The 14,417-nt window shown below is 58.8% G+C and carries 15 protein-coding genes; 5 read left to right on the top strand and 10 right to left on the bottom strand.

What is annotated here, in order from left to right:
* Position 1 precedes the first annotated feature (1 nt).
* The 5 genes from D8U73_RS12930 to D8U73_RS12910 all read right to left on the bottom strand — a co-directional run bounded on the left by D8U73_RS12930 (position 2) and on the right by D8U73_RS12910 (position 6,182).
* Positions 2–877 carry an ABC transporter permease gene (locus D8U73_RS12930; RefSeq protein ID WP_130904682.1) on the bottom strand — a complete coding sequence of 292 codons (876 nt, stop codon included), beginning with the start codon at positions 875–877 and terminating at the stop codon, positions 2–4.
* Positions 874–1,815, bottom strand: a complete 942-nt coding sequence (locus tag D8U73_RS12925; RefSeq protein WP_130904681.1) for an ABC transporter permease — start codon at positions 1,813–1,815, stop codon at positions 874–876. Before D8U73_RS12925 ends, D8U73_RS12930 begins: the two co-directional genes overlap by 4 nt.
* A 14-nt stretch (positions 1,816–1,829) precedes the next feature.
* Positions 1,830–3,374: an ABC transporter substrate-binding protein gene (locus tag D8U73_RS12920; protein WP_241667847.1), complete on the bottom strand. Its 1,545-nt coding sequence runs from the start codon at positions 3,372–3,374 to the stop codon at positions 1,830–1,832.
* 422 nt (positions 3,375–3,796) lie between these two features.
* Positions 3,797–5,410 (bottom strand): methyl-accepting chemotaxis protein, encoded by a 1,614-nt coding sequence (locus D8U73_RS12915; RefSeq protein WP_130904679.1) that lies wholly within the window; start codon positions 5,408–5,410, stop codon positions 3,797–3,799.
* Between the two features lie 103 nt (positions 5,411–5,513).
* Positions 5,514–6,182 (bottom strand): DUF2238 domain-containing protein, encoded by a 669-nt coding sequence (locus D8U73_RS12910; RefSeq protein WP_130904678.1) that lies wholly within the window; start codon positions 6,180–6,182, stop codon positions 5,514–5,516.
* Between the two features lie 175 nt (positions 6,183–6,357).
* Between D8U73_RS12910 and D8U73_RS12905 the strand changes: the two genes are divergently transcribed.
* Positions 6,358–6,789, top strand: coding sequence for a nuclear transport factor 2 family protein (locus tag D8U73_RS12905; RefSeq protein ID WP_056853365.1), 432 nt, complete (start codon positions 6,358–6,360; stop codon positions 6,787–6,789).
* Positions 6,790–6,876: 87 nt separating this feature from the next.
* Here the strand turns inward: D8U73_RS12905 and D8U73_RS12900 are convergent, their stop codons facing one another.
* The 4 genes from D8U73_RS12900 to D8U73_RS12885 all read right to left on the bottom strand — a co-directional run bounded on the left by D8U73_RS12900 (position 6,877) and on the right by D8U73_RS12885 (position 11,011).
* Positions 6,877–7,317 (bottom strand): CBS domain-containing protein, encoded by a 441-nt coding sequence (locus D8U73_RS12900; protein ID WP_056853364.1) that lies wholly within the window; start codon positions 7,315–7,317, stop codon positions 6,877–6,879.
* A gap of 31 nt (positions 7,318–7,348) precedes the next feature.
* Positions 7,349–7,726: a nitrite reductase small subunit NirD gene (gene nirD, locus D8U73_RS12895; RefSeq protein ID WP_056853363.1), complete on the bottom strand. Its 378-nt coding sequence runs from the start codon at positions 7,724–7,726 to the stop codon at positions 7,349–7,351.
* Complete coding sequence (nirB, locus tag D8U73_RS12890) at positions 7,726–10,287, bottom strand: nitrite reductase large subunit NirB (RefSeq protein WP_130904677.1); 2,562 nt, start codon at positions 10,285–10,287, stop codon at positions 7,726–7,728. The genes nirD and nirB overlap by 1 nt, the downstream gene beginning before the upstream one ends.
* A 523-nt stretch (positions 10,288–10,810) precedes the next feature.
* Entirely contained in the window at positions 10,811–11,011 is a 201-nt protein-coding gene (locus tag D8U73_RS12885; protein ID WP_130904676.1) for a CstA-like transporter-associated (seleno)protein, read from the bottom strand.
* 243 nt (positions 11,012–11,254) lie between these two features.
* On the opposite strand from D8U73_RS12885, the gene D8U73_RS12880 reads away from it, so the two are divergent.
* The 3 genes from D8U73_RS12880 to msrA are packed head-to-tail and all read left to right on the top strand — an operon-like array spanning position 11,255 to position 12,921.
* Complete coding sequence (locus D8U73_RS12880) at positions 11,255–11,860, top strand: SCO family protein (RefSeq protein ID WP_130904675.1); 606 nt, start codon at positions 11,255–11,257, stop codon at positions 11,858–11,860.
* On the top strand, positions 11,860–12,363 hold the full coding sequence (locus D8U73_RS12875; protein WP_130904674.1) for a copper chaperone PCu(A)C: 504 nt from the start codon (positions 11,860–11,862) through the stop codon (positions 12,361–12,363). The genes D8U73_RS12880 and D8U73_RS12875 overlap by 1 nt, the downstream gene beginning before the upstream one ends.
* Positions 12,364–12,414: 51 nt before the next feature.
* Positions 12,415–12,921: a peptide-methionine (S)-S-oxide reductase MsrA gene (gene msrA, locus D8U73_RS12870; RefSeq protein WP_130904673.1), complete on the top strand. Its 507-nt coding sequence runs from the start codon at positions 12,415–12,417 to the stop codon at positions 12,919–12,921.
* 150 nt (positions 12,922–13,071) lie between these two features.
* On the opposite strand, the gene D8U73_RS12865 is transcribed toward msrA, so the two are convergent.
* The gene (locus tag D8U73_RS12865) at positions 13,072–13,614 is read right to left on the bottom strand and encodes a hypothetical protein (RefSeq protein WP_130904728.1); all 543 of its coding nucleotides are present in this window, start codon (positions 13,612–13,614) and stop codon (positions 13,072–13,074) included.
* Between the two features lie 198 nt (positions 13,615–13,812).
* Here D8U73_RS12865 and D8U73_RS29175 point away from each other — a divergent pair, with 198 nt between their 5' ends.
* Positions 13,813–14,397: a hypothetical protein gene (locus D8U73_RS29175; protein ID WP_177435057.1), complete on the top strand. Its 585-nt coding sequence runs from the start codon at positions 13,813–13,815 to the stop codon at positions 14,395–14,397.
* The last annotated feature ends 20 nt before the right edge of the window (positions 14,398–14,417 follow it).

The following is a 14,417-nucleotide window of genomic DNA, read 5'->3' as shown; positions in this document are numbered from 1 at the left end:
CTCATTTCCTCATCCGCGGGTCGAGACGATCACGAAGTGCATCGCCGAACAGATTGATCGCCAACAACGCCAGGCAGATGAACAGCCCCGGAAAGATCCCCAGCCAAGGGGCCGATGCGATGTAGGGTCGGCTACTGGCAAGCATGTTGCCCCAGGTCGCCGCGGGCGGTGGCACACCCAGGCCAAGGAAGCTCAGGGCACTTTCCGAGAGCAACGCCCAACCGAACATGCTGGTCGCCAGCACACACAGTGGCGCCAGGCAGTTTGGGGCGATATGCCGCAGCATGGTGTACAGCTCCGAATTGCCGATCACCCGCGACGCTTCGATGTACTCCAGCTCGCGCAATGACAACACCGTGCCACGCACCACCCGCACCACCGAGGGCGTGTAGGCGATCCCCAGTGCCAGGACGATGCCGTACTTGCTTGCACCGATGATCGCCATGATGCCCAGGGCCATGAGAATCCCGGGGAACGCCAGCAGCGCATCGTTGAACATCATCAGCAAACGATCGGTCCAGCCGCGCAGGTACCCGGCAAGCATGCCGATCAACGTACCAGCGACCACCGCCACACTGACCGTCAGCAAACTGATCCACAGGCTGGTGCGGGCGCCGATCAACAGCCGGCTGAACACATCGCGACCGAACTCATCAGTGCCCAGCCAATGCAGCACGGACGGGCCTTGCAGGCGCGACAACAGATCGATTCGCAACGGGTCGAACGGTGTCCACACCAGCCCCAGCAATGCCAGAGCGATCAGCACCAGCAACAACCCGCCACCTATCAGTGCATTGGCCGCTGGCCAGCCACGCGGGCGCTTGACGGGTGGGCTCGCGGCCCCCACCAATGGCGCCAAAGGAATATTCGAACTCATAACTTCACCCTTGGATCGAACAGTGGGTAGAGCAGATCCACGCAAAGGTTGACCAGCACATAGATGAAGGTGATCAGCAGGAGGCAGCCCTGCAGTACCGGATAGTCGCGGGCAAAAATCGCATCCACCATCAGTCGGCCGATGCCCGGCAGCGTGAACACGGTTTCCAGTACCGCGATGCCGCCCAGCAGGTTGCCGAGGATCAGTCCGACCAGGGTCCAGGTCGGCGCAAAGGCGTTGGGCAATGCGTGCCGCCACAACACAGTCCGCTCCGACAAGCCTTTGGCGCGGGCATGGGCGATGTATTCCAGGCGCAATACTTCAATGGTGCTGGCTCGGGCCATTCGGGTAATCGCACCCAGTTCCACCAGGGTCAGGGTGATCACCGGCAGTACCAGAAAACTCATGGCCTGCCACGGGGCCTGGGCGAAACTCACGTAGCCCACCACCGGCAGCCAGCCGAGCTTGATGCCGAAGGCATGCAGCAACAGCAGGCCGAGCCAGAAGCTGGGGATCGACAACAGCAAGGTAGCGGTGGTCACCAACCCCAGGTCCAGGGCACTGTTTTGTTTCCACGCAGCGACCAGACCGACCGGTACCGCAATCAGCGTGGCCAGGAACACAGCCACCAGCACGATGATTGCACTGACACTGAAGCGCTCCAGTATCAGCGGCAACACCGCCTGTTTGGTGCTGATGGAAAAGCCCAGGTCGCCGCTCAGGACAGCCTTGAACCAAATCAGGAACTGCGTCACCACCGAGTGATCGAGCCCCAGGTCACGGCGCATGTCGGCCAGACTCTGTGGGTCGGCCATATCGCCGAGCATCAGCAGCGCCGGGTCACCGGGGATCAGGCGAATCATCGCGAACACCATCACCGAAATCAGCAACAGGGTCGGTATCGCCATCCCGAGTTTTTGCAGGATAAAACGCAACATGATCAGCCTCCGCGTTACTGGGCCGCGAGGCTGACGCCCCACAGTCGCGGCTTGGCCACAGGCCAGGAGTGGTAACCACGTACGCTGTCACGCAGACCACCGATAATGGTGCCGTTGTAGATGATCACCATTGGCGTGTCCTGGATCATCATCCGGTGCAACTGGTCGAACAACGCTTGGCGTTTGCCGGTGTCACTCTGGCGCACCGCATCTCGCAGCAACGTTTGGGCTTGCGGGTTATCCCAGACTTTGCGCGGTTCCTTGGTTTTGTCGCCCATCAACGAATCGAAGCCCAGCGCAGGGTCCAGCCGTGATGAGTAGGAGAACGACATCATCTGGTAGTTGCCGCTTTGGTAGCGCTCCAGTTGCGTCCCCCACTCCAGGGTTTCCATCTCGATGTTCAGTCCGCTGGCCTGGGCCATGGCTTGACTCAGCACGCCCATGTCGAACATCTGTTGGTAGCGCTTGTTGACGATCATCTTGATCGGCTGGCCGCGGTACCCCGCCTCTTTCAGCAAGCGTTGCGCCTCTTGCGGGTCGTACTTGTAGCCCTGCTTGGCGGTGGCATCGTAGAACGCGCTGGTTTGCGGGATTGCCGAGTTGTTCGGCTCGGACAAACCGTTGGACAGCGCGGTGACCATCTGGCCGTAATCCAGCGAATGGGCAATGGCCTGGCGGATGCGCACATCCTTGAGCAGTGGATCGTTGGTCTGGAACAACAGGCCGCAGATCGCCATGATCGGGCTGACCGACACCTCAATTCCCGGCAATGCCTTAAGCTCCTGAGCGTCGCTGGCGGTAACGTCTGGCAGCAGGTCGATGTTGTTTGACAGCAACGCCGCTTTGGCCGAAGCCGCATCGGGAATGATCATGAAACGCACGGTGTCGACCAAGGCCTGCTTCTTGCCAGTAAATCCATCCGGTCCGGCATCGTCACGGGCGCTGTAATCCTTGAAGCGCGCCAGCTCTACGGACTGGCCGGGCTTCCAGTCGGCCAGCGTGAACGGGCCGGTGCCGATCGGTGCCTTCCAGCGTCCGTCCGCCGCGACCGAATCCGGATGCAGAATGCCCCCACCGCCACAATCCGGACGGGCCATGGACGCCAGGAACAAACCGCTGGGCTGATCGAGCTGGAACACTACGGTAAGTGGATCCGGCGTGGTGATACCGGTGATCTTCGCCCCACCGCGACCATCGAATTCCGCCAGGCACCGCCACTGCGTCTGAGGGTTGAGGTAATGCGACCAGGTCCACTTGACGTCGGCGGCGCTCATTATTGCGCCGTTGTGAAAGCGCACCCCCTCGCGCAGCTTGAAGGTATAGGTCAAACCATCCTCGGAAACCTGAACTTCCTTGGCCAACAGCGGGCCGACAGTGGCGTCCTCGCGATGGGCTACCAGGCCTTCGACAATATGCAGCATGACGGTATCGGTGTTCTCGTCGCGGTTGACGCCAGGCTCGGTGCTACGGATGTCGGCGTTCAAGCCAACACGCAATGTGCTTTCAGCGTGAGCCTGCGCAATGGCGGCACCGAGCGCGATGACGCCGAGCGCTTGCAGGGTGACGCAAAGAGATCTGTTCAATAAGCGATTCACGGGAGAGGTTCTCCTTCGCTGCAAAGTCCGGCCAGGGGCAGTGCCGGCTTCAAGCCTGTGTTTATGTCGTTTTTGTAATGGCCTGATCTCGATCAGTGCCGCATGCGATTTTGTTTTTTTAAATTCGCAGAGACATATTCACAGCATGATGATCGCTTTGCAATGTTTTTTTAACTTGCAAAAAACATTGCATGTCATTTTTAGGGCACACCGAATCTCCCCGCATTGGCACACCAATAGATTGGGAGGCAGGGGAGCGTATCCGCGAGCAAGCACGCGTCTACGGATAATCTTCAGCGAACACAAAACTTGTGATCGCCCTAAATCCGGTATGGGAGCGAGTTTGCTCGCGATGAGGACTTATCAGGCAACGGATGATTTGAATGTCAAAGCCGAAACCGATCCACCGACTGCGACAATTGCCCGGCCAGGTTCGATAACTCGTCCGTCGTCGTAGCCGTTTGCCCGATTACTTTGCTGTTGCCTTCGGACATGCCGGCGATCATCTCGACCTGATGGGCGATTTCGTTGCTGGCCAGGCTCTGCTCGCCGATGGTGCGGCTGATATCGTTGACCAGTTGCGTGGTGTTGAGCGTAGCTTCGAGGATCTCGCGGATGGCGCGTTCGACGTCGGCAGTCACGGCCATGCCTTTGTCGACCTGGGCCACGCCCTCCTCCATGCTGATCACCGCTTCGCGGGTGCTTTGCTGGATGCGCGAGACCATGGCGGCGATTTCCTGGGTCGAGGCGCTGGTACGCCCGGCCAGGCTGCGCACTTCGTCGGCGACTACCGCGAAACCACGGCCCTGTTCGCCGGCACGGGCAGCCTCGATGGCGGCGTTGAGTGCCAGCAGGTTGGTTTGATCGGCGATGCCCTTGATGACCTGGATAATGCTGAAAATCCCTTCGGATTCCTTGTCCAGCGTGCGAATCACCTGCGCTGACTGCTGCGCCGAGCGGGCGATGCCGTCCATGTCGTTGACCACCTGATGGATCACCCGCCCACCATCCTTGGCCAAGGCTTCAGCCTGATTGGCCATATCCAGCGCGCGCTCGGCGTGCCGGGTGATTTCTTCGATGCTTGCCGTCATTTCACTGGCCGCCGCGGCCATGGTACTGGCGGCGGCGCTTTGCTGCTGGCTGCTGCCGGCGACTTCGTGGCAACCGCTGCTCAATTGCTCGCTCATGCCGCTGACACCATGGGCATTGCTGCGCACCACTTCGATCATGCCGCGTAAATCGCGCTGCATGGTGGCGAGGCTGCGAATCAGCGTGCTGGCTTCGTCCTTGCGGGTCGGCTCGACGATGGTTTCGCTGAGGTTGCCGTGGGCGATGCGCTCGGCAATGCGGATGGCCGTCTGCAAAGGCGCCATGATGCTGAGAATCACCCAGCGGCCCTGCGCCAACAGCAGCAACAGGCTGGCAACCAGAACGCAGGCAAGTGCGAAGTTAGCGTTGCTGATGGCTTGCGCTGTGCCTTGGCTGGTCTGTTGCGTGTTGCTCTCGATCAACTCGCTGAGCGCCGCCATCTGGTCTTCCAGTTGGCCGAAAGCCTGGTTGAACGTGCCCAGTTGCGCTTGCGCGGCTTGCGGATTCTCCAGCGCCAGCGCGACGATGCGTTCGGCGGTGCCGATGTAGGTGTCCAGGCTCGGCTTGATTTGGTTCAACGCGGTTTTCAAGGTGTCGTTGACCGGCAGCTTGAAATTTTCGCCCAATACTTCGCGAAAACGCGTGGAGTGCTCCTCGATGGAACTCTGTACCTCGGCCTGGCTGCTGGTGCTTTTGCCCAATCCCACCAACATCGCCGACAGCACATCGGCGCGCAAGGCGTCGTGCATCATGTCGGCTTCAAGGTGGTTACGCAGTGCAGTCATGCCGACGTCGTTGTCCTTCACCGCTTGCGCCATTTGGCCATTGCCCAGGTAACTGACCAGCCCCATGATCAAGGCAGTGATCACGCCTGTGCCGATCAGCAACAGTAAACGCAGTTTAATGGACACTCTGTGGTTCCTCTTCGTACGTTTATCGGGTGGCTTGCGCCAGCACAATTTGCATTGCTGAAGAGGTTATCGACTGCACCAAAAGGGAATTGAAGGGCTGACTTCACTGATTGCAGTTTTTGCGACACGCGGTAGGCAACGCGGGTTGGAACAGGCTGCTGCGTAGCGAAACCAGCGACAGGCTGATGAAGGCCCCAAGAATGGCGAGCGCCATGTCCTTTTGCGAATCCCACGGATCGTTTTGTGCACCAACGAAGGCTTTGGCAGTGTCGTCGCCGAGGTAAGCGCCGCCCACCCACTCCACCAGTTCATAAACCGCCGAGGTGGAAAGCATGATGTTCACGGTGACAAAAAACAGCCAGAACCCACGCAATGGCGTCAGCCGCGCCAGCACTTCACGAATGGGAAAGACCATCAACAGGCCGTAACTCAGATGCACCAGTCGATCGAAATGGTTGCGGTGCCAGCCAAAGGTTTTATCGAAACTGAACCCGGTAAGGGCGGAACACCATCGGTCGTAAGGCACCATGGAATAGGTGTAGTGCGAACCCAACTCGTGAATACACAGGAATACGAATACCAGGGTGATGGACGTCGCAGACAAACGAAACCGCCGATAAACCGCCAGCAATGTACCCACCAACAACAACACCAACAGATTTTCCAACGCCCAATCGATCCGGCTGCGCGGGGCAAAACCGGAAACCGCGACGATGACCAGCAGTGTCACCAGCAACGTCAGTTCGTATCGCGGATGTTCTTTGGGCTGCATGGCATTGATTCCTCGAAATCCGACACTTGAAATAAAAAACCGTGACGAACGTTTAACTTCGAGAAAAACCTGCGGCGCAAGTTCGCTTTTTTCCGCAAGCGCATGCTAGGTTGTACGATGACTGACAAATCTATTTTCAAGCTCAGTCACCCTAAACAACAACAAGGAAACCTTCATGAAAAAAACCACATTGCTGATCGGATTTTTCTGCCTGTTCAGCGGCTACGTTGCAGCCGCTCCTGCTGCCGCGGACAAGGAAGTAGCACAAGCCGTCGATCACCTGACCCAGGCCATGTTGCACAAGGACATCGCCGAACTGCAGGCATTGACCGCCGAGAACCTGACTTATGGTCATTCCAGCGGCAAGATCCAGGACAAGAAAGCTTTCATCGCCGACATCGAAACCGGCAAAAGTGCCTTCAAGACCCTTGAGATGCAGAATCAGACCATCACCTTGTCCGGCGATGTTGCATTGGTTCGCCACCACTTCTCGGCCCAGGCCCTCAAGGGCACCGAGGTGGTCCCGACTGAAATCGAGAACTTCCAGATCTGGCAAAAACAGCACGGGAAATGGCTGTTGGTAGGACGGCAGGCGTTCAAATTCTGATGCTTGGATAATCCCGCAAAAAAAGGGGACGAATCGGCGGCTACCCTCCGATCCCTCCCCTTTTGTGTGGCTAATGAAAAACGTGTCTCAGTGCCCGCGGATGTAATGTTCAAACTGACGAATCAGGTCGGCCTGCTCGACAATGGCTTGCTTGACCAGATCGCCGATCGACAGCAAACCGATCAGCTCGCCATTCTCAACAACCGGTAGATGCCGCAAATGGCTGTCAGTCATGACCGCCATGCAATGCTCGATGCTTTGTTGGCTATCAGCGGTAACCACCGGAGAACTCATGATGGCCCTGACCGGGGTGCCGACTGATGAACGCCCCAGCAGCACCACCTTGCGCGCGTAGTCACGCTCGCTGATCACACCAACGACTTCGCCCTTTTCGATCACCGGCAACGCGCCCACGTTCTTCTCGGCCATTTTCTTCACGGCCTCGAGCACCATGGCATCCGGTGCGATGCTGTGCACCTGCTGGTTTTCCACGACTTTGAGCTTGAGCAACTGTGCGGCTGTCTTCATGTGCGTCTCCTGATGCGAATCGCGTACAACGTCAGGCCAGCCCGACTTCCACCCGCCCTTCCTTCAACCGCACCGGCCAGACCCGCAAACGCTGTTGTGGATACTCCAGGCAGCTGCCGTCTTCCAGGCGAAAATGCTGTTTGTAGATCGGCGACGCCACCACCAGATCCCCCTTGATACTGCCGACCAGGCCGCGGCCAATCACGTTGGCCCCGGATTGCGGGTCATGGTTGTCGATGGCGTAGAGTTTTTTGCCCTCCGCGCCCGGCAGGTAAAACAGCGCCACTTGCGCACCGTCGAGCCACACCACGACACCGGAATCGCTCACCAGATCCTGCTGGCTGCACACCGATTGCCAGGCATCGATATTCTCTACACGTGCAGCGCGCTGAGTATTGGACAGGCTCATCAGACAGTCTCCTCGGTGACAGGGATCAGGTTGAGTTCGGCGGCCATGATCGGCCGGCGTTGGCCGCGCTCCTGGACAAAGTGAATGTCCGGGTCCGGGCGTTTGTCGTTGACGAAGGTGCGGAAGCGCTTGAGTTTTTCCGGGTCCTTGAGGGCGTTGGCCCACTCGCATTCATAGCGATTGACCACCAATTGCATCTGCGACTCGAGTTCGGCGCCCAGGCCAAGGCTGTCGTGGATGATCACGTCCTTGAGGTAATCCAGGCCGCCTTCCAGGCTTTCGCGCCAGACCGACGTACGCTGCAATTTGTCGGCGGTGCGGATGTAGAACATCAGGAAGCGATCGATGTAACGGATCAGCGTCGCGTCATCCAGATCGGTGGCGAACAGTTCGGCGTGCCGTGGACGCATGCCGCCGTTGCCGGCGATGTAGAGGTTCCAGCCTTTCTCGGTAGCGATCACCCCCACGTCCTTGCTTTGGGCCTCTGCGCATTCACGGGTGCAACCGGACACCGCGAACTTGAGCTTGTGCGGCGAACGCAGGCCTTTGTAGCGGTCTTCGATGGTCAGCGCCATTTGCACGCTGTCTTGCACGCCATAGCGACACCAGGTGCTGCCGACGCAGGACTTCACTGTGCGGGTCGATTTGCCGTAGGCGTGGCCGGTTTCGAAACCGGCTTCGATCAGCTCCGCCCAGATGTCCGGCAATTCATGCAACTGCGCGCCGAACAGGTCGATGCGCTGGCCGCCGGTGATCTTGGTGTAGAGGTCGTATTTCTTCGCCACCACGCCGATGGCAATCAGTTTGTCGGCCGTGATCTCGCCCCCGGGAATGCGCGGTACCACTGAGTAGGTGCCGTTTTTCTGCATGTTGGCCATGAACGTATCGTTGGTGTCCTGCAACGGCACCAGCGACGGATCCATGATCGGCTGGTTCCAGCACGACGCCAGGATCGAGCCCACCGCCGGTTTACACACGTCGCAACCGGTGTGGCCACGGCCATGCTTGGCCAACAGTTCTTCGAAGGTGATCACCCCTTCTACCCGCACGAGTGCATACAACTCCTGACGGGTGTAGGCGAAGTGCTCACACAGACTCTTGTCGACGCTCACCCCACGGGCAATCAGCTCATGTTCGAAGACTTGCTTGAGCAACCCGGCGCAACCACCGCAACCAGTGCAGGCCTTGGTCTGCGACTTGAGCAGGCCGAGGTCGGTGCAGCCGCCGTCGATGGCCGAGCAGATGGCGCCCTTGGTCACGTTGTGGCAGGAACAGATGGTGGCAGCTTGCGGCAAGGCACCCGGGCCGAGGGTCGGCGCACCTTCGGACGACGGCAGGATCAGCGCGGCCGGCTCCGACGGCAAGACAATCGCGTTTTGCATGTATTGCAGCAGCGTGTCGTAATAGCTGTTGTCGCCGATCAACACTGCGCCGAGTACCCGTTTGCCGCTGGCATCGACCACCAGGCGCCGATAGCTGGCGGTGGTTTCGTCGATGAACTGGTAACTACGGGCGCCCGGGGTATTGGCATGGGCGTCACCGATGGAGCCGACATCGACGCCCAGCAGTTTGAGCTTGGTCGACATGTCGGCGCCCTGGAACGGTTCGGCGACGTCGTCGCACAACCGCGCCGCGACACTGCGAGCCATCTGGTAGCCAGGAGCGACCAGACCGAACAGGCTGCCGTTCCACGATGCGCATTCGCCGATGGCGTAAATGTTCGGATCGCAGCTCAGGCACGTGTCGTCGATCACTACGCCGCCGCGCGGGCCGATCTCCAGCGCGCATTGGCGAGCCAGGGCATCTTGCGCCCGAATACCAGCGGAAAACACGATCAGGTCGGTTTCAAGGAATTCGTCATTGGCAAAATTCATCCGATAGCGGAACTGCTCGCCAGCACTGATCGATTGCGTGGCGCGGGACAGGTGAACACCGACGCCCAATCGTTCGATCTGCGCCTTGAGCGCCAGCCCACCCAAATCGTCCAGTTGCACCGGCATCAGGCGCGGTGCGAACTCCACGACGTGTGCTTCCAGCCCCAGGCTTTTCAGGGCATTGGCCGCTTCCAGGCCGAGCAAACCACCGCCGACCACTACACCGCGCCTGGCGTTGGCTGCAGCAGCGCGAATGGCATCAAGGTCTTCAAGGGTGCGGTAGACCAGCCGCGAATCGCCTTCGGCGCCTTCGATCGGCGGTACGAACGGATAGGAACCGGTGGCCAGGACCAGTTTGTCGTAGGCAACAGAGCCTTGGGCGGTGATCACCTGTCGACGGGCACGGTCGATTTCCAGCACCGGCACTCCCAGGTGCAGGGTCACGCCTGGCGTCTGGTACAACGCCGCGTCACTCAGTGCCAGCGACTCGGCATCGCGACCGGAAAAGTATTCGGACAGATGCACACGGTCGTAGGCGCGCATCGGCTCTTCGCTGAATACGTGCAAGCGATAATGTTCAAGGGCACCGCGCTCGATCAACTGCTCGACACAGTGATGTCCGACCATGCCATTGCCGATGACGATCAGCGTTTGCTGCTTGTTCAAAGTGGCCACATTGGAATTCATAAACGACACCTGCCCAAAGCCCATCACGGTGAAAAAAAGCAAAAAAAAACGCCTGAAACCTTGCGGTTCCAGGCGTCTTTGCCTGTTCTTTTGCGGTGTTGAAACCAGACGGCCATGCCTGATCCACCGATATTGCCCACGACCTGTGCGGTTGATCGATCGTCGTTGACCGAGTGGGCGGTCCATCTTTTCCAGATGGCGCTGATGGGGTGGATGCAGTGTTTGTGCCAAGCGCGTACAGAAACTGGAAACAGACCTGCAGAGCCGTGTCCGCAACGCTTCTGGCGAAGTGAGCAGGATTGTCAGCGGTTGATGTTACAGGGGGGAATGGTTCAGGAAACCGCTTCGCACTGGTGCAAGTTGCCGGACATCGCGCTTTAAAAGTGCGCAAATCCCTGTAGGAGCCGAGCTTGCTCGCGATAGCGGTGCATCAGTCAGCCTTGATGTCACAGACATACCGCAATCGCGAGCAAGCTCAGCTCCTACAGGGGCTCTGGATGACCTTGTGGACGGGATCTTTGTCTCAGCAACACCGCGTATTACATTTCCCACGGCCAAACCGCGCTTCCTGACGCTCGCGGAAAAACGCCTCATAGCTCATCACCGGCTCGCCCGGCTGGTTGATCGCCATTTGCGCGACGTAATTGTCGTAGCCGGGCATGCCCACCATCAAACGTCCGCTCTGGCTCAGGAAACGCGCGGCTTGCTGCAGTTTACGAAACATGGCGATGCTCTCTTTGAGGTATTGGACGACCCTATCAAACCTGATGTTTGTATCTGCAATGTGTCGACAGCCGAGCGCTTTGTATTCTCTTGTATTTGACGGGCCCGCGACCTTTTGGCGCATGACCGGCCGGCCATCGATTGAGCGCCAACGGGCAACAGTTTGTTAACATCCCTGCGCTTTTTCTCGTCTGATTGATCAGCCACTGTAGATATCCAGTCGCTACACAGGATGCTTTTTTCCATGAGTACGTTGTATTCCCGTCGCACGGTCCTGCAAGGCATGAGCCTGCTGAGCCTCGGCCTGCTCGCCGGCTGCGATGGCAGCAGCAAGCTGTCGTTCAAGTACGGCAAGGACCTGAGCGACAAGATCATGGGGCGTTCCTTCAAGCTCAAGGACACCCAGGGCGAAACCCGGATGCTCGGCAGCTATCAGGGCCTGATGCCGATGATCTTCTTCGGCTTCACCCAGTGCCCGGCGGTTTGCCCGACCACCCTGGCCCGCGCCGCCCAGGCGAAAAAACTGATGGGCCGCGATGGCGAGCGCCTGCAAGTGATCTTCATCACCCTGGACCCGGAGCGCGATACCCCAGAATTGCTCGACCAATACGTCAAAGCCTTCGACCCGAGTTTCGAGGCGTTGTACGGCACGCTGGAAGAAACCGCGGCCACCGCCAAGGAGTTCGGCGTATTCTTCGAGAAGGTCCCGAGCGGCGACACCTATACCCTGTCCCACACCGCCACCAGTTTCGTGTTCGACTCCCGGGGCAACCTGCGCCTTGGACTGTCCGCGTCCCTTACCGCTCAAGAGTGCGCAGAAGACCTGCTCACCGTCATGGAGGTTTGCTGATGATTTCGTTCTGCGCGCCACGCATCAAACAACTGGCCCTGGGCCTTTCCCTGCTCGGCATGGCGTGGCAGGTGTCAGCGCAAACCGAGGTCAACGACGCCTGGGTCCGGGCAACGGTGGCCGGTCAGCCTTCGAGCGGCGCCTTCATGACCCTCAAGGCAGACACCGACAGCAAATTGTTGAGCGTGCAGTCGCCGGTGGCGAAGCTGGTGCAGATTCACCAGTCCAGCATGAAGGACGATGTGATGAGCATGCAGCAGGTCGACTCGGTTGCCCTGCCCGCCGGCAAGGCCGTGAGCTTTGACCCCCATGGCTATCACATCATGCTCATGAACCTGACGGCGCAGATCAAGGAGGGCGACAGCGTTCCCCTGACCCTGACCGTGGAAAACGCCAAGGGCGAGAAAGAAACGATCAAGGTCGATGCCCCGGCTCGTGCGCTTGGCACGATGGACCACGGCAACATGGATCACAGCAAGATGGATCACAGCAAGATGCAATGAGGGTCTGACGGCCTCCCCCACAAGGCCGTTATCTGATGGGAGGTGCATACCATGACGACGAACACCGAAACCGCCATTCTTGCCGGCGGCTGCTTCTGGGGCATGCAGGATCTGCTGCGACGCCAACCGGGCGTGATCACCACGCGGGTCGGCTACTCGGGCGGCGATGTGCCCAATGCGACTTACCGCAACCATGGCACCCACGCCGAAGCGATCGAAATCGTCTTCGACCCGACGCAGATCAGCTATCGTCAGATCCTCGAGTTTTTCTTCCAGATCCACGATCCGAGCACCAAAAACCGCCAGGGCAACGATCTGGGCACCAGCTATCGCTCGGCGATTTACTACCTCAGCGAAGAGCAGAAACGCGTCGCGTTGGACACCGTAGCCGACGTTGACGCTTCGGGGCTCTGGCCCGGCAAGGTGGTCACCGAAATCGAGCCCGCTGGCCCCTTCTGGGAGGCAGAACCCGAACACCAGGATTATCTGGAACGGCTTCCTGAAGGTTACACCTGCCATTTCATCCGGCCGAACTGGACACTGCCCAAACGTGGTTGATGCCGCGAACGCATGGCCTGTCGGAGCTGTCGAGCGAATCGAGGCTGCGATCTTTTGATTTTGTTTTTGAAAGCAAGATTCAAAGATCCAGCCTTCGGCAGCTCCCGCGTCAGACGCAATACCTCGACGAAATGCAGTGGGTGATCAAATTCAGCACAGGTAGCTGCGTTGCACCCAGATCCTGCGGTCAATCGCCTCTCGCAATCGATTCTGATGCTCAGCCCATACTTTTGGGTCAACCGTGTTGGTCGAGCGCATCAACTCGAGCATGGCCGCCTGAGCGGCTTGATACTCAGCCCGAGCATCATCGAATCTGATTTTGCGTCGCTGACTTTCAGTCAGTTCCATCCGCCGCAATGCCAGGATCGATTCGTCGGCGATCACCGTGCTCAACGTCAACTGCGGCCGATGGGGCGCCGTGAAAGGTTGCATGTCCAGAATAACTTCCCGAGCCCAGGACGCCCCCCACTTCAATGCTGAAGCCAGCGGTTCGCGGAAACCGCGATCCTGAAAGTCTTCAAACATCACGCCACCACGATTGTCGTAGATGCCGATGAAGACCTGCGTCATTCCTTCTTGCGTAATGCGTGAATGCACTTCGATCTGCCGACCGTCGTTCAGCGCATCTTCATAAATTTTGACCGGTAACCGATTGTTGAGCCATAACCAGAACTTTGCGCCTCTGTGTCGCATCCCCAGCCCTCCCCGGTATGGTTTTCGAGTAAGGCACAGGATCGAAGGCGGTGCCATGTCACCGGTCGCTCGATAAACGGAAGCATTGTCTTTCACACGTTCTGCCATCACATCGTCATTCGCGATCTAGACTCCATCTGTGAGGGTCAAAACCTCGCCGACTCCTGCAGAAGCCGATAAAAACAAGGACACTCAACCTTGAACATTTCTACCATCTGCCTTTTGGGGAACTTGTTTGTCTCGGCCGGGGCTTTTGCCAATGGCGTCATTCCTGTCCTCGAACTGGATTTCACCCGCTCAGCCACTGAAACCCTGAAAAAAAGTGGTATCCACGACGCCTGTATCATCGTCGCTGCCAACCCGAGCGGTTTTACCTATTGCCGGGAAGGTTCGGCAACGCTGTGGCAGTATCAGGCGCTGGACCTGGAGCAACAAGCGTCGTACCTCAAGGGTTCTGCGCTGGCTTCAATCAACAATGGAAGAATAAGCATCGCCGAAATCGACAGTGCCGCCTGCGAAGACGAGCTGCCCAAGCCGCGGATTGACCCGGTTTTCCTGAATGCATCATCCCTTGGCCTGATCGCCCTGTTTATCCTGCTGGGCTTGCGCTACACCTACCGGGCCACCCTGGAAGGCCTCTTTGAGCGTCCCCTGGATTCAGGCATGCACTTGCCACGCTCCAGCGGCGCGCTGCGCACCAACCGATCGACGACGAAAGCGTTGGGCGCGTTCGCCCTCGCGGCGGGCATGGCTTTCATGTACTTCGGCTACATTGCGCTTTGATCCGCAGAGCCCGCGATCGC

This window comes from Pseudomonas sp. Sample_22, from assembly GCF_004307635.1.
Classification (GTDB): Bacteria; Pseudomonadota; Gammaproteobacteria; order Pseudomonadales; family Pseudomonadaceae; genus Aquipseudomonas.
Note: the sequence above shows the minus strand (reverse complement) of the source record. Positions and strands in the feature narration are given on the sequence as shown.

Coding starts and splice junctions, on each gene's coding strand:
- D8U73_RS12880 (WP_130904675.1), top strand. CDS start 11,255: ATGAGTACGTTGTATTCCCGTCGCACGGTCCTGCAAGGCATGAGCCTG.
- D8U73_RS12900 (WP_056853364.1), bottom strand. CDS start 7,317: ATGAAGACAGCCGCACAGTTGCTCAAGCTCAAAGTCGTGGAAAACCAG.
- D8U73_RS12885 (WP_130904676.1), bottom strand. CDS start 11,011: ATGTTTCGTAAACTGCAGCAAGCCGCGCGTTTCCTGAGCCAGAGCGGA.
- D8U73_RS12910 (WP_130904678.1), bottom strand. CDS start 6,182: ATGCAGCCCAAAGAACATCCGCGATACGAACTGACGTTGCTGGTGACA.
- msrA (WP_130904673.1), top strand. CDS start 12,415: ATGACGACGAACACCGAAACCGCCATTCTTGCCGGCGGCTGCTTCTGG.
- nirB (WP_130904677.1), bottom strand. CDS start 10,287: ATGAATTCCAATGTGGCCACTTTGAACAAGCAGCAAACGCTGATCGTC.
- D8U73_RS12865 (WP_130904728.1), bottom strand. CDS start 13,614: ATGCGACACAGAGGCGCAAAGTTCTGGTTATGGCTCAACAATCGGTTA.
- D8U73_RS12875 (WP_130904674.1), top strand. CDS start 11,860: ATGATTTCGTTCTGCGCGCCACGCATCAAACAACTGGCCCTGGGCCTT.
- nirD (WP_056853363.1), bottom strand. CDS start 7,726: ATGAGCCTGTCCAATACTCAGCGCGCTGCACGTGTAGAGAATATCGAT.
- D8U73_RS12925 (WP_130904681.1), bottom strand. CDS start 1,815: ATGTTGCGTTTTATCCTGCAAAAACTCGGGATGGCGATACCGACCCTG.
- D8U73_RS12905 (WP_056853365.1), top strand. CDS start 6,358: ATGAAAAAAACCACATTGCTGATCGGATTTTTCTGCCTGTTCAGCGGC.
- D8U73_RS12930 (WP_130904682.1), bottom strand. CDS start 877: ATGAGTTCGAATATTCCTTTGGCGCCATTGGTGGGGGCCGCGAGCCCA.